Source organism: Roseateles sp. (assembly GCF_965262435.1).
Classification (GTDB): domain Bacteria; phylum Pseudomonadota; class Gammaproteobacteria; order Burkholderiales; family Burkholderiaceae_C; genus Paucibacter_A.
This window is the reverse complement of record NZ_OZ253537.1, coordinates 850654-864145: the sequence shown is the minus strand read 5'-3', so window position 1 is coordinate 864145 and position 13492 is coordinate 850654. Positions and strand designations below refer to the sequence as shown.

The 13492-nt window shown below is 65.0% G+C and carries 11 protein-coding genes; 5 read left to right on the top strand and 6 right to left on the bottom strand.

What is annotated here, in order from left to right:
• Positions 1-6 precede the first annotated feature (6 nt).
• From gyrB to dnaA, 3 genes are all read right to left on the bottom strand, one after another.
• Positions 7-2559, bottom strand: coding sequence for a DNA topoisomerase (ATP-hydrolyzing) subunit B (gyrB, locus tag ACQY39_RS03880; RefSeq protein WP_428503569.1), 2553 nt, complete (start codon positions 2557-2559; stop codon positions 7-9).
• A gap of 107 nt (positions 2560-2666) precedes the next feature.
• Entirely contained in the window at positions 2667-3803 is a 1137-nt protein-coding gene (dnaN, locus tag ACQY39_RS03875; RefSeq protein ID WP_428503568.1) for a DNA polymerase III subunit beta, read from the bottom strand.
• Between the two features lie 236 nt (positions 3804-4039).
• Entirely contained in the window at positions 4040-5566 is a 1527-nt protein-coding gene (gene dnaA / locus ACQY39_RS03870) for a chromosomal replication initiator protein DnaA (protein WP_428510714.1), read from the bottom strand.
• A gap of 676 nt (positions 5567-6242) precedes the next feature.
• Between dnaA and rpmH the strand changes: the two genes are divergently transcribed.
• The 5 genes from rpmH to mnmE all read left to right on the top strand — a co-directional run bounded on the left by rpmH (position 6243) and on the right by mnmE (position 10598).
• On the top strand, positions 6243-6377 hold the full coding sequence (gene rpmH, locus ACQY39_RS03865; protein WP_054021782.1) for a 50S ribosomal protein L34: 135 nt from the start codon (positions 6243-6245) through the stop codon (positions 6375-6377).
• A gap of 23 nt (positions 6378-6400) precedes the next feature.
• On the top strand, positions 6401-6862 hold the full coding sequence (locus ACQY39_RS03860; protein ID WP_263562241.1) for a ribonuclease P protein component: 462 nt from the start codon (positions 6401-6403) through the stop codon (positions 6860-6862).
• A 27-nt stretch (positions 6863-6889) separates the two neighbouring features.
• Positions 6890-7222 carry a membrane protein insertion efficiency factor YidD gene (gene yidD / locus ACQY39_RS03855; protein WP_428503567.1) on the top strand — a complete coding sequence of 111 codons (333 nt, stop codon included), beginning with the start codon at positions 6890-6892 and terminating at the stop codon, positions 7220-7222.
• Positions 7219-8931, top strand: coding sequence for a membrane protein insertase YidC (gene yidC, locus ACQY39_RS03850; protein WP_428503566.1), 1713 nt, complete (start codon positions 7219-7221; stop codon positions 8929-8931). Before yidD ends, yidC begins: the two co-directional genes overlap by 4 nt.
• A gap of 284 nt (positions 8932-9215) precedes the next feature.
• Positions 9216-10598: a tRNA uridine-5-carboxymethylaminomethyl(34) synthesis GTPase MnmE gene (gene mnmE / locus ACQY39_RS03845; protein ID WP_428503565.1), complete on the top strand. Its 1383-nt coding sequence runs from the start codon at positions 9216-9218 to the stop codon at positions 10596-10598.
• Between the two features lie 9 nt (positions 10599-10607).
• On the opposite strand, the gene ACQY39_RS03840 is transcribed toward mnmE, so the two are convergent.
• From ACQY39_RS03840 to ACQY39_RS03830, 3 genes are all read right to left on the bottom strand, one after another.
• Positions 10608-11897 (bottom strand): TRAP transporter large permease, encoded by a 1290-nt coding sequence (locus ACQY39_RS03840; protein ID WP_428503564.1) that lies wholly within the window; start codon positions 11895-11897, stop codon positions 10608-10610.
• Positions 11898-11960: 63 nt separating this feature from the next.
• Positions 11961-12461 (bottom strand): TRAP transporter small permease, encoded by a 501-nt coding sequence (locus ACQY39_RS03835; protein ID WP_428503563.1) that lies wholly within the window; start codon positions 12459-12461, stop codon positions 11961-11963.
• Positions 12458-13438: a TRAP transporter substrate-binding protein gene (locus tag ACQY39_RS03830; protein ID WP_428503562.1), complete on the bottom strand. Its 981-nt coding sequence runs from the start codon at positions 13436-13438 to the stop codon at positions 12458-12460. The genes ACQY39_RS03835 and ACQY39_RS03830 overlap by 4 nt, the downstream gene beginning before the upstream one ends.
• Positions 13439-13492 lie beyond the last annotated feature (54 nt).

The following is a 13492-nucleotide window of genomic DNA, read 5'->3' as shown; positions in this document are numbered from 1 at the left end:
GGCAGCTCAAACGTCAATATTCCCCGCCCTCAACGCATTCGTCTCAATGAAGTCGCGGCGCGGCTCCACGTCGTCGCCCATCAGCATGGTGAACACGCGGTCGGCTTCGATGGCGTCGTCGATCTGCACGCGCAGCAGGCGGCGGACGTTGGGGTCCATCGTCGTTTCCCAGAGCTGCTCGGGGTTCATTTCGCCCAGACCCTTGTAACGCTGGCGGCCGACGGAGTTTTCGGCTTGCTGCATCAGCCAGGCCATGGCGGCGCGGAAGTCGCTGACCTTGCTTTCCTTGGCCTTCTCGCCCTCGCCCTTGCGCACGGTGGCGCCTTCGGCCATCAAGGCCTTGAAGGAGGTACCGGCGGTGCTGAGCACTTCGTAGTCGGCGCTGTGCACGAAGTCGGCATTGATGATGCTGGAGCGGGTGTTGCCGTGTTGCTTGCGGCTGATGCGCAGCAGGTGCTTGTCGCTGCGTTCGTCGTACTCGCTGCTGACTTCGGCCTGGTGCAGAGCGGCCTGCATGGCGGCGGCGGCGGCTTCTGAGGCTTCCTTGCTGTCGAGGTTGATGGCCAGGCCACCGGACAGCACGCGCAGCGCTTCAAAGTCCATCCAGTTGGACAGGCGGGTGATCACGCTTTCGGCAGCCACGTACTGGCGGGCCAGGGTTTCCAGGGCCTCGCCGCTGAGCACCTGGTCACCGATGCCGGTGTGCAGGTGGGCGTCTTGCATGGCGATCTTGAGCAGGAAGCCGTCAAGCTCGTGGCCATCCTTCAGGTACTGCTCATGCTTGCCGACCTTGACCTTGTAGAGCGGCGGCTGGGCGATGTAGATGTGGCCACGCTCGCAGAGCTCGGGCATCTGGCGGTAGAAGAAGGTCAGCAGCAGGGTGCGGATGTGGGCGCCGTCCACGTCCGCGTCGGTCATGATGATGATGCGGTGGTAGCGGAGCTTGTCGGGGTTGAAGTCGTCACTGCCGGCGCCGCGGCCGATGCCGGTGCCCAGGGCGGTGATCAGCGTCAGGATTTCATTGCTGGTGAGCAGCTTTTCATAACGCGCTTTCTCGACGTTCAGGATCTTGCCGCGCAGCGGCAGGATGGCCTGGAACTTGCGATCGCGCCCTTGCTTGGCGGAGCCACCGGCGGAGTCACCCTCGACGATGTAGATCTCGCACAGGGCGGGGTCTTTTTCCTGGCAGTCGGCCAGCTTGCCGGGCAGGCCCAGGCCGTCCAGCACGCCCTTGCGGCGGGTCATTTCGCGGGCCTTGCGGGCGGCTTCGCGGGCGCGGGCGGCGTCGAGGATCTTGCCGCAGATCATCTTGGCGTCGATCGGGTTCTCGAGCAGGAAGTCGGTCAGCAGGCGGCTGACGATGTCTTCCACCGGGGCGCGCACTTCGCTGGACACCAGCTTGTCTTTGGTCTGCGAGCTGAACTTGGGCTCGGGCACCTTGACGCTCACCACGCAGGCCAGGCCTTCGCGCATGTCGTCGCCGGCCACTTCGACCTTGGCTTTCTTGGCCAGGTCGTTGTCGGCGATGTACTTGTTGAGCACCCGGGTCATGGCGGCGCGCAGGCCGGTCAGGTGGGTGCCGCCGTCGCGCTGCGGGATGTTGTTGGTGAAGCAGAGCACGTTCTCGTTGTAGCTCTCGTTCCACTGCATGGAGACTTCAACGCCGACATTGGTGCCGTTCTCGCTGATCTTGTCGCCCTGGGCGTGGAAGATGGTCGGGTGCAGGGTGTTCTTGCCCTTGTTGATGAACTCAACAAAACCCTTGACGCCGCCGGCATAGGCGAAGTTGTCTTCCTTGTTGTTGCGCTCGTCGACCAGGCGGATCTTGACGCCGTTGTTCAGGAAGCTGAGTTCGCGCAGGCGCTTGGCCAGGATGTCGTAGTGGAACTCGTTGTTGGTCTGGAAGATTTCGGTGTCGGGCACGAAGTGGACTTCGGTGCCGCGCTTGTCGGTGTCGCCGACGATCTTCATGGGGCTGACTTCGAAGCCCTCGCGCATTTCCAGCACGCGGTCTTGCGGCACGCCTTGCTTGAACTCCAGCTGGTGGATCTTGCCGTCGCGGCGCACGGTCAGGCGCAGGCTCTTGGACAGGCCGTTGACGCAGGACACGCCCACGCCGTGCAGGCCGCCCGAGACCTTGTAGCTGTTCTGGTTGAACTTGCCGCCGGCGTGCAGCTCGGTCAGTGCAATTTCAGCGGCACTGCGCTTGGGCTCGTGCTTGTCGTCCATCTTGACGTCGGTGGGGATGCCCCGGCCGTTGTCGCTGACGCTGATGGAGTTGTCGGTGTGGATGGTGACGACGATGTCGTCGCAATGGCCGGCCAGGGATTCGTCGATGGAGTTGTCCACCACTTCGAAGACCAGGTGGTGCAGGCCGGTGCCGTCGGAGGTGTCACCGATGTACATGCCGGGGCGCTTGCGCACGGCCTCCAGGCCTTCGAGGATCTGGATGGAATCGGCGCCGTAGACCGCGCCAGAGCTCACGTCCGCATCGGCGGCAGCCTGCTGCTTGTCGGTCAGGCCTTCGGGGTTTGTTTCGTTGCTCGGCACATCACTCATCGGGAACTCTCTCTCTCACTCACGGGGCAAAAATACCGCCCCTTAAAAGCACTGAAGCGGGCTGGGCTTCTGAAGCCCACGCCCGCTGTTGGTTTTCTTGCTGTGGCCTAGATCCGCATGGGCATCACGACGTACTTGAAGCCGCTCTGCTCGGGGATGGTGATCAGGGCGCTGGCGGAGCTGTCGTTCAGGTCGATGCTGACCATGTCTTGGCTCATGTTCTGCAGCGCGTCCATCAGGTAGGTCACGTTGAAGCCGGTTTCGATCAGGTCGCCGCCGTAATCGATTTCGATTTCTTCCTTGGCTTCCTCTTGCTCGGCGTTGCTGGAGGCGATGCTCAGCAGGCCCGGCTCGAAGGACAGGCGCACAGCCTTGAACTTCTCGCTGGTCAGGATGGCGGCGCGCTGCAGGCTGGACAGCAATTGCAGGCGACCCAGGGTGACGTTGAACTTGTGGTTCTTGGGGATGACGCGGTTGTAGTCGGGGAACTTGCCCTCGACCAGCTTGGTCACGAACTCCATGCCCGAGAAGCTGAACTTGGCCTGGTTGCCGGCGAAGCGCATTTCGATGGGAGCCTCTTCGCCCTCGCCACCCTTGTCGGCCTTGGCGCCGTCTTTCAGCAAGCGCATCAGCTCCAGCACGGTCTTGCGCGGCAGGATGACTTCTTGCTTGGGGATTTCCGTTTCCAGCTCGGCCTGGGCCAGGGCGAGGCGGTGGCCGTCGGTTGCGACCAGGGTCAGGTTCTTGCCTTCGGCGACGAACAGGATGCCGTTCAGGTAGTAACGGATGTCATGCACGGCCATGGAGAAGTGCACCTGGTTGATCAGGTGCTTGAGGGTCTTCTGCGGCACGGCAAAGGCGGGGCCGAAGTCAGCCGCTTCCTGGACCAGGGGGAAGTCGTCGGACGGCAGGGTCTGCAGGGTGAAGCGGCTTTTGCCGCCTTGCAGGGTCAGCTTGGAGCCGTTGGCCGTCAGCGAGACAGTCTGGTCCGCTGGCATGGAGCGCAGGATGTCGATCAGCTTGCGGGCGCCGACCGTGGTGCTGAAGTCGCCGGCGTCGCCGCCGAGTTCGGCCGAGGTGCGGACCTGGATTTCCAGGTCGGAGGTGGTCAGCTCCAGCTGGCCGCCGGTCTTGCGGATCAGCACATTGGCGAGGATGGGCAGGGTGTGGCGCCGCTCCACAATGCCGGCGACCGCCTGCAGGGCGCTCAGCACCTTGTCCTGGGTGGCTTTCAACACAATCATGTCAACCTCGCTCTGTCGCTTGTTTGCTTGCTTATTTGTTCGTACGTCGGTCTGTTCAGCGGCGCTGAGATCAAACCCAAGTCCACGGGCACGCTTCATTCAGACCGCGCGCGCGGAAACAACCCGCATTTTGACCCAGGAATGGGGTGTTTCCCGGGGGTGGGAACCCTGTCTTTGCACAGTGAGCGCACCGGGAGGGGCTGGGCCCTGAAGAGCTGGCTGCTCCCGGCGGTTTTTCAACCCTTCAAGGTCTGCTCGAGCACGTGGAGCTGCTGGTTCAGCTCGGTGTTCTTCTGACGCTCGCCGCCGATCTTGCGCACGGCGTGCAGCACCGTGGTGTGGTCGCGGCCGCCGAACAGCTCGCCGATCTCGGGAAGGCTCTTTTGCGTGAGCTCCTTGGCCAGGTACATGGCAATCTGGCGCGGCCGGGCGATGCTGGCAGGGCGCTTCTTGCTGTACATGTCGGCGATCTTGATCTTGTAGAAATCGGCCACGGTCTTCTGGATGTTCTCCACCGAGATCTGCCGGTTCTGGATCGAGAGCAGGTCTTTCAGCGCCTCGCGCGCCAGCTGGATGTTGATTTCCTTGTGGCTGAAGCGGCTGTAGGCCAAGACCTTGCGCAGGGCACCTTCCAGCTCGCGCACATTGGCGCGCACGTTCTTGGCGATGAAGAAGGCCACGTCCTCGGGCATGGGCGTGGCTTCAGCCTCCGCCTTCTTGATCAGGATGGCGACGCGCATCTCCAGCTCGGGCGGCTCGATAGCCACCGTCAGGCCGGCGTCGAAGCGGCTGGTCAGGCGCTCATCGATATCGGCCAGACCCTTGGGGTAGGTGTCGCTGGTCATGATGATGTGGGCGCGCTTGGCCAGCAGGGCCTCGAAGGCGTTGAAGAACTCCTCCTGCGTGCGCTCCTTGCCGGCGAAGAACTGCACATCGTCGATGAGCAGCAGGTCGAGCGAGTGGTACTTGGCCTTGAGCTCGTCAAAAGTCTTGCGCTGGTAATTCTTCACCACGTCGGAGATGAACTGCTCGGCGTGCAAATACAGCACGCGCGCATCGGGCTTGTCCTTGAGCAAGGCATTGCCCACGGCGTGGATCAAGTGGGTCTTGCCCAGGCCGACGCCGCCGTAGATGAACAGCGGGTTGTACATGGCACCGGGCGCACCGGCCACGTGCAGGGCGGCGGTGCGCGCCATCTGGTTGGCGCGGCCGGGCACGAGGTTGTCAAAGGTCAGCGCGCTGTTGATGCGGTGGCGGCTGGCGCTCGGCGGCAGGTTGGCAGCCGGCATGGCCACCTGCTGAGCCTGGGCGGGCGACGCGCCGGCCGCGGCGCTGCGGGAGTCAGGGCGCGGGTCGGCTGGGTGAGAAACCGGGCGCAGGCCGTTGTGCAGCACCTGGCCGACCGAGATGGCCGGGCTGGACGGCGAGCTCAAGGTGGCCGGGCGGCCCATGGGCGCCATCGGTTCGCGGGCGGCCAGGGCCAGCTCCAGGCGGGCTGGCTTGCCGGCGAGTTCGCTGAGGATGGATTCGATGCGGCCGGCGTACTGGTTGCGGATCCAGTCCAGCTTGAAGCGGTTGGGCACCCGCAGGGAAACGACCAGGCCTTCGGCACCCGCGCCATCGGCCACCACGGCGGGCGGCAAGGGGCGGATCCAGGTGTTGAATTGCTGCTCGGGCAACTCGGCGGCCAGCCTCTCGCAGCCGCGTTGCCAGAGGTCGAACCCCTGGTCAAAGCCCTGCTCCGGCACCGGCTGCGGGCTCATGCCCTCAGCGCCAAACATGTCTGCGCTCATTGTGGAAAACTTGTTCTAGAGCGGCCAGATTGTACGGGTTCAAGGCCGCCGGATCCAAGGTTATCCACAGATTTTTCGGCGCGGTCAATCCCCGGTAAACCCCGCTAGCAAATGCCCGGGCATTGACCGCGGCCGCATTCTTTGGTGTAATCGCGGGTTTTCCGGACGCTGCGGACCTTGGGTCGGGTGTTTGGTGCACAGGTGGGCACATTCCTTGGGCCTGCTGCCTTGGCGAGCTGCATTGCATAAATGCCAGCCAAAGCAGCGGATCCGAAAACCGTGAGCCCATACCCGGCGCCAGGCAATCATCCTTGCGACAATGGCTGACTTCGGCTTTGGCCGAACTTGGCAATGAACGCAGCATCGAATTTCTGCCACCGGCGGCGCGACTTGTACACAGGTCCGCTGACGGCTCAGGGTTTCGATGTTGCCAACGCATGAGCGGCGCCCCGGCGCGGCACACATCAGTGGCTGTTGGTGAAAGAGCTGTAAACCGCCGGGCGATCCATCGCCCTGCAGAGCACCAGCCCTGAACCAGCCGACGCTTGAGGTGCAATCCGCAACTCGTTTTGCACCCGGCGATTGATCGCCAACCACAGCTAAAGCGTCATCCGACGACCTTAGACCTTCTCAAGAGGCCTCCATCATGAAACGTACTTACCAAGCATCCAAGACCCGTCGCGCCCGCACCCATGGCTTCCTGGTCCGCATGAAGACCCGCGGTGGCCGTGCCGTCATCGCCGCGCGCCGCGCCAAGGGCCGCAAGCGTCTGGCTGTCTAATTCAGGTTCTTTCTTCCTGAATCATGATCGGCCGCATCGTGCGATCGGCCGACTTTGAACGCGTGCTGGGTCGCCCCAGCCGCGTGCGCAGCAGTCACTTCGCCGTGCACCATCTGTCGGCCTCGCCGAGCCTGCCTGCCAAGGTCTTATCCACCGCTGCAGGTAAGTTATCAACAGGCGATGCACAAGAAGCCCACAGCCCTGTGGATGAAGCACTGCCGGACGGCCAGTGGTTGGGGGTCATCGTGCCCAAACGCCATGCCCGCCGCTCCGTCACGCGCTCCCTGCTGAAGCGCCAAATCCGCGCCGCCTTTGCCGACCAGCCGCTTTTGCCGCCGGGTCTGTGGGTGGTGCGTTTGCGCACGCCTTTTGATCGCAAGCAGTTCCCCAGCGCCGCCTCCGATGCGCTGCGTGCTGCTGCGCACGCCGAACTCGCCCAGTTGCTGAACCGCCTGTTGCCACGCAACACGCCGGCTCAGCCCTGAGCGGCTGCCGCATTCCTGCCAGCCGCCATGGCCCACGACCCCGCCGCCCCTTCGATTGCGCAGCGCGCTTTGGTCGGCCTGGTGCGTGGCTACCGCCTGCTGCTGAGCCCCTGGCTGGGCAGCGCCTGCCGTTTCGAGCCGACTTGTTCGGTCTACTCGATCGAGGCCTTGCAGCGCCATGGCGCCGCCGCCGGCAGCTATCTGACCGTGCACCGTCTGTTGCGCTGCCACCCTTTGTGTGCCGGCGGCCATGACGCTGTGCCTGACAATCCGCCTGCGCTGTTCAGCCGACTCGGGCTGTGCGCGCCGAATGCCTCTTCTCCCTCCCGCAATTCCACCCAATCAGAAGCCTCCTCATGACTGATATTCGCCGCACCGTCCTGTGGGTGGTGTTCACCATGTCCCTCGTCCTGCTCTGGGACGGCTGGCAAAAGCACAACGGACATCCGTCGATGTTCAGCCCGCCGGCCGCCAAGCCGGTGGCCGCCGCCGGTTCGGCCGCGCAGCCGGGTGTGCCCGCTGCCGCGGGCCTGGCCGCTGGCGCCACGGCCGTGCCGGGTGCGCCCGTCGCCGCCCGCAGCGAGAAGCTGAACATCAGCACCGATGTCATGACCATCACCCTGGACACCCAGGGCGGTGATGTCACCCATGTCGAGCTGCCCAAGTACCTGGCTTCGCCCGAGCCCGGCCTGTTCGACCCGCTGCTGCAAGCCGTGGGCCTGAAGGAAAAGCCCAAGGTCGAGCCCAAGCCCATCGTGCTGATGGACGCGGCCGCGCAAAGCTACAAGGCCCAGACAGGCCTGGTCGGCACGCGCGGCGAACAGCTGCCCACGCACAACACGCTGATGACGGTGACCACGCCCGAGCGCAAGCTGGCCGATGGCGCCAATGAGCTGCTGGTGCGCCTGGAGTCGGCCGAAGTCGGCGGCGTGGTTTATGTGAAGACCTACAGCTTCAAGCGCGGCGACTATGTCATCGGCGTCAAGCACGAGGTCATCAACAAGGGCGCAGCCGCCCTGACCCCGCAGGTCTATGTGCAGCTGGTGCGTGACGGCGTGGCAGGCCCCGGCGGTACGGCCTTCACCGGCACCTTCACCGGCCCGGCCATCTACACCGACAAGAACAAGTTCCAGAAGTTCGAGTTCAGCGACCTGGCCAAGGGCAAGGCCGAGCACGACAAGACCGCCAACGACGGTTGGGTGGCCATGGTCCAGCATTACTTCGCCAGCGCCTGGCTGCACACCGATGCCGCGCCGCGCGAGTTCTTCGTCAACAAGATCAAGGGTGCCGCGCCCGAGCAGTTCGCCGTCGGCATGGTCTTCACCCTGCCCCAGCTGGCTCCGGGCGCCACCGCCACCAAGGTGGACCAGCTCTTCGTTGGCCCGCAGGAAGAAAACAAGCTCGCCGCTCTGGCCCCGGGCCTGGAGCTGGTGAAGGACTACGGCATCTTCGCCATCCTGGCCAAGCCTCTGTTCTGGCTGCTGGAAAAGCTGCACTCCATCCTGGGCAACTGGGGCTGGGCCATCATCGCCCTGGTCGTGCTGCTGAAGATCGCCTTCTACTGGCTGAACGCCAGCGCCTACAAGAGCATGGCGAAGATGAAGGCCGTCGGCCCCAAGATTCAGGAAATGCGCGAGCGCCTGAAGGACAAGCCGCAGCAGATGCAGCAGGAGATGATGAAGATCTACCGCGAGGAGAAGGTCAACCCCATCGGCGGTTGCCTGCCCATCTTCTTGCAGATGCCTTTCTTCATGGGCCTGTACTGGGTGCTGCTGTCCACCGTGGAAATGCGTGGCGCGCCCTGGCTGGGCTGGATCACCGACCTGTCGGTCAAGGACCCCTACTTCATCCTGCCCCTGCTGATGACGGCCTCCAGCCTGTTCCAGGTCTGGCTGAACCCGACGCCGCCGGACCCGATGCAGGCCAAGATGATGTGGATCATGCCGCTGGCCTTCAGCTTCATGTTCTTCATCTTCCCCTCGGGCCTGGTGCTGTACTGGCTGGTGAACAACATCCTGTCGATCGCCCAGCAGTGGTACATCAACAAGAAACTGGGCGTGCAGAACTAGGTCTGCTCCAGCCCCTCGCAAGTGCCCGGCACTTGCAATAGTTCACGAAGCCCCCAGCTACCCCATAGCTGGGGGCTTTTTTCTTGAGCGAGATAAGCCTCCAATCCGATCATGCGGGGCAGAGTTTCATCGCCGACTCCGGACGATGGACCCAGGCCCGAGATCCAGGCTCACGCGAGCGCTGGGCCCCGGCCTCCCCCGCGCCACATACTGAAGACTTGACGCCGACGTTGCCCAAAGCAACGCCGGCGTCTTCGCTTGGTACAGGCCACCGATAATTCGGCATGCTCTCCCGCCACCACGACCCCATCGCCGCTATCGCCACCGCCCCGGGTCGAGGGGCCGTCGGCATCGTCCGGGTGTCCTCCCCGCAAGACCTGACCCCCTTGGTGGCCGCCGTCTGCGGCAAAGCCCTGAAGGCGCGCGAGGCGACGTATCTGCCTTTTCGCGACGCAGCCGGCGCGGCCATCGACCAGGGCCTGGCCCTGCTGTTTCCGGCGCCGCATTCCTACACCGGCGAGCATGTGCTGGAGCTGCAGGCCCATGGCGGCCCGGTGGTGTTGCAGCTGCTGCTGGCGCGCTGCCTGGAGGCGGGGCGTGAGCAGGGCCTGGCCCTGCGCCTGGCCGAGCCGGGTGAGTTCACCCAGCGCGCGTTTCTCAATGGCAAGCTGGACCTGGCCCAGGCCGAGGCCGTCAGCGACCTGATCGACGCCAGCACCGAGGCCGCGGCCCGCAGCGCCAGCCGGGCGCTGGGCGGCGCGCTCTCGGGCGAGGTGGGCGAGCTGCGCGACGCCCTGATCAAGCTGCGCATGCTGGTCGAGGCGACCCTGGACTTCCCGGAAGAAGAGATTGATTTCCTGCAGCAAGCCGATGCACTCGGCCGCCTGAGCCGGCTGCAGCAGCGCCTGGACGCCGTGCTGGACCGCACACGCCAGGGCGCCTTGCTACGCGAGGGCATCAAGGTCGTGCTGGCCGGCCAGCCCAATGTGGGCAAGAGCTCGCTGCTGAACGCCCTGGCCGGCGCCGAGCTGGCCATCGTCACGCCCATCCCGGGCACCACGCGCGACAAGGTCAGCCAGACCATACAGATCGAAGGTGTGCCCCTGCACATCAGCGACACCGCCGGCCTGCGCGACACCGAAGACGAGGTCGAACGCATCGGCGTGGCGCGCAGCTGGGAGGCGATTGCCGATGCCGATGTGCTGCTCTTCCTGCACGACCTGACCCGCGTTGGCCAGGCCGACTACGAGGCCGAAGACCGTCTGATTTCAGCCCGACTGGCTAACGTGTCAGCCGAGCGCATCCTGCAAGTCTTCAACAAGAGCGATGCGCCCAATGCCGCGCCGGTGCCCGAGGGCGCGCTGAGCCTGTCCGCCAAGTCCGGCGCCGGCCTGCAAGCCCTGCGCCAGCGCCTGCTGCAGCAAGTGGGCTGGCAAGCCACGCCCGAAGGCCTCTACATCGCCCGCGAGCGCCATGTGCAGGCCCTGCGCCGAACTCGAGAGCATCTCGATATGGCCCAAGCCGTGGCCCACCAGCAGCCGCCGGCGCTGGACCTGCTGGCCGAAGAACTGCGCCTCGCCCACGACGCCCTGGGCGAGATCACCGGGGCCTTCTCGGCCGACGACTTGCTCGGAGAAATTTTCAGCAAGTTTTGTATTGGCAAGTGAGGGAGCCGCTCACTTCATGAGCGTCGGCAGCCAGAGCGAGATCGCCGGCACAAAGGTCACCAGCGCCAGCGTGGCCAGCAAGGCACCGTAGAAGGGCCAGATCGAGCGCATGACCTGGCCGACCGAGATGCCGCCGATGGCGCAGCCGACGAACTGGGTGCTGCCGACCGGGGGCGTGTTCAGGCCCAGGGCGCAGTTGATCAGCATCAGGATGCCGAACTGCAGCGGGTCCATGCCGTACTGCTGGCAAATGGGCAGAAAGATTGGCGTGCAGATCAGGATGGTGGCCGCCATGTCCAGGAAGGTGCCGAGCACGAAGAGCAGCAGGTTGACCATCAGAAAGATCACCCAGGGGCTCTGGCTCACGCTTTGCATCAGCTCACCGGTGCGCTGCGGCACCTCGTACAAGGCCATGAAGTAGCCGAAAGCCGAGGAGATGCCGATCAGCAGCAGCACCACGCCCGTGGTCTTGCAGGCCTTGGCGCAGGCCTTGAGGAAGTTCTGCCAGCTCAGCGAGCGGTAGACGAAGACCGTCACCCCCAGGGCCCAAAACACCGCCGTGGCGGCCGACTCGGTGGCGGTGAAGACGCCGCTGAGGATGCCGGCCAAGATGATCACCACCACCAGCAGGCCCGGCAGGGCGCCGACAAAAGCGCGGCCCACCGCCGCCCAGCCCGGGAAGGCGCCGTGCGTGGGGTAGCCGCGCCGCACGGCCACACCGTAGGCCGCGGCCAGATTGGCCAGGGTCAGCAGCAAGGCCGGAATCAGCGCCGCCAGGATCAGGCCGAAGACACTGACCGAGGCAATGCCAGAGGCGGCCAGCACGAAGATGATGAGGTTGTGCGAGGTTGGCATCAGGGCGCCGACCAAGGCCGCATGCGTGGTGACGTTGACCGCGTAGTCGGCGTGGTAGCCCTCCTTCTTCATCAGCGGAATCATCACCGAGCCCATGGCCGAGACATCGGCCAGCGGCGATCCCGCCACGCCGCCGAACAAGGTGCAGCCCAGCACATTGCTCATGCCCAAACCGCCGCGCACATGGCCGATCAGGCTGTTGGCGAAGCGCACGATGCGGTCGGCAATGCCGCCGTAGAGCATCAGCTCGCCGGCGAACACGAAGAAGGGAATGGCCAGGAAGGAGAAGACCTGCATGCCGCCGACCATCTTCTGAAAGACCAGGGCCAGCGGCAGATCGGCCGCCAACATGGTGGCCACCGAGGACAGGCCGATGGCAAAAGCCACCGGCACGCCCAGCAGCAGCAAGAGGGCAAAGCTCAGACCCAGAACCCAGAGTTCCATCGCATCAAATCCTTGTGAATCAAAAGGGGGGCAGGCTTCGCCAGGCGGTGTGCTGCGCTTGGTTCAGTACCAGGACGGGAGCACCGCCTCACCGCGCCAGAGCGCACGCATATGCTCCAGCGAGAACAGCACGATCAGCACGCCGGCAATCAGCAGCGGCAGGTAGTCCAGCCCCTCGGGCACGCCCAGCATGGGCTTGGGCTCGCTCCATTTCAGCTGCGTCCAGACCCAGCCCGACTGCGCCATCAGCGCGCCAAAGCCCGCCACCAGGGCATGGACCAACAGCTCCAGACGCAGGCGCCAGCGCTCGGGCAGCAGCACCAGCAAAGACTCCAGGCCGATGTGGCCGGCATCGCGCACGCCCACGGCCACGCCGAAGGCGGTGACGTAGAGCACCAACAGCATGGCCAGGCCCTCGGTCCAGGTGGGCGTGTCGTTGAAGACATAACGGCCTACCACTTGCAACTGCACGCACAGCAGCACTGCGATCAGGCAGACCACGGCGGCCACCAGCGCCAGCTTGGACAGGGCGGCACACAAGCGCGTGAGTGCTGTGAAGTTCACGGTGTCTCCTGCAAGGTCTTGACCAGGCGCTGCAGCTCGGGCGTGTTCATGAAGCGGGCGTAGACCGGCGGCATCACAGCCTGGAAGGCGCTCTTGTCCACGTCGACGATCTGCGCGCCGCCGGCTCTCACCAGGGCCAGCGATTTGGCCTCCTGCTCGTCCCAGCGCAAGCGCTGGAAGGCGACCGATTCCTTGGCCGCGGCGCGGATCAGCTGCTGGTCCGCGGGCGGCAGGCCGTCGTAGACCCTTTTGCTCATCAGCAGCAGCTCGGGCGCCATGGAGTGCTCGGTGCGGGAGTAGAACTTGACCGCCTCGAAATGCTTGAAGCCTTCAAACGAGGGCAGGTTGTTTTCGGCCGCGTCGACCAGGCCGGTCTTGAGGCCGGTGTAGACCTCGCCCACCGGCATGGGCGTGGCATTGGCGCCCAGGGCCGCGGCCACCGCCACCCAGAGGTCCGACTGCGGCACGCGGATCTTCAAGCCCTTGGCATCGGCCGGGATCTTGATCGGCTTGCGGGCATAGATGGAGCGGGCGCCGCTGTCGTAGAAGGCCAGGCCGATGAAGCCCTGTGGCTCGCAGGCGCGCAGGATCTCCTCGCCGGCCGGGCCGTCCAGCGCGCGGCGCATCTGTGCGACCGAGCGGAACAAAAAGGGCATGGTCGGCACCTGGGTCTGCGGGCAGATGGCGTTCATGGGGCTGATGTGCACGCGGGTCAGCTCGAGCGCGCCGATCTTGAGCTGGTCGATGGTTTCCTTCTCGGTGCCGAGCGCGCCCTTGTTGAAGACCTTGAGCTTGATGCGCCCGGCGCTGCGCTGCTCCAGCAGCTCGCCCATGCGTTTGAGCGCCAGCACGGTCGGGTACTCATTGCTGTTGTGCACATCGGCGGCGCGCAGAGTCAGGGCCTGGGCGGCCGGCTGGGTCAGCGCCAGGGCCAGCAAGGCAGCAGCGGGCAGGATCTTGAAGCGGGGGCAAAACATGGGGGGCGTCTCCGGGCGAGTCAGGGGGGGTCTGCCCGGGCACGCGCGCGGCCT

Coding starts and splice junctions, on each gene's coding strand:
- dnaN (WP_428503568.1), bottom strand. CDS start 3,803: ATGATTGTGTTGAAAGCCACCCAGGACAAGGTGCTGAGCGCCCTGCAG.
- rpmH (WP_054021782.1), top strand. CDS start 6,243: ATGAAACGTACTTACCAAGCATCCAAGACCCGTCGCGCCCGCACCCAT.
- ACQY39_RS03860 (WP_263562241.1), top strand. CDS start 6,401: ATGATCGGCCGCATCGTGCGATCGGCCGACTTTGAACGCGTGCTGGGT.
- ACQY39_RS03830 (WP_428503562.1), bottom strand. CDS start 13,438: ATGTTTTGCCCCCGCTTCAAGATCCTGCCCGCTGCTGCCTTGCTGGCC.
- gyrB (WP_428503569.1), bottom strand. CDS start 2,559: ATGAGTGATGTGCCGAGCAACGAAACAAACCCCGAAGGCCTGACCGAC.
- mnmE (WP_428503565.1), top strand. CDS start 9,216: ATGCTCTCCCGCCACCACGACCCCATCGCCGCTATCGCCACCGCCCCG.
- yidC (WP_428503566.1), top strand. CDS start 7,219: ATGACTGATATTCGCCGCACCGTCCTGTGGGTGGTGTTCACCATGTCC.
- dnaA (WP_428510714.1), bottom strand. CDS start 5,566: ATGAGCCCGCAGCCGGTGCCGGAGCAGGGCTTTGACCAGGGGTTCGAC.
- yidD (WP_428503567.1), top strand. CDS start 6,890: ATGGCCCACGACCCCGCCGCCCCTTCGATTGCGCAGCGCGCTTTGGTC.
- ACQY39_RS03840 (WP_428503564.1), bottom strand. CDS start 11,897: ATGGAACTCTGGGTTCTGGGTCTGAGCTTTGCCCTCTTGCTGCTGCTG.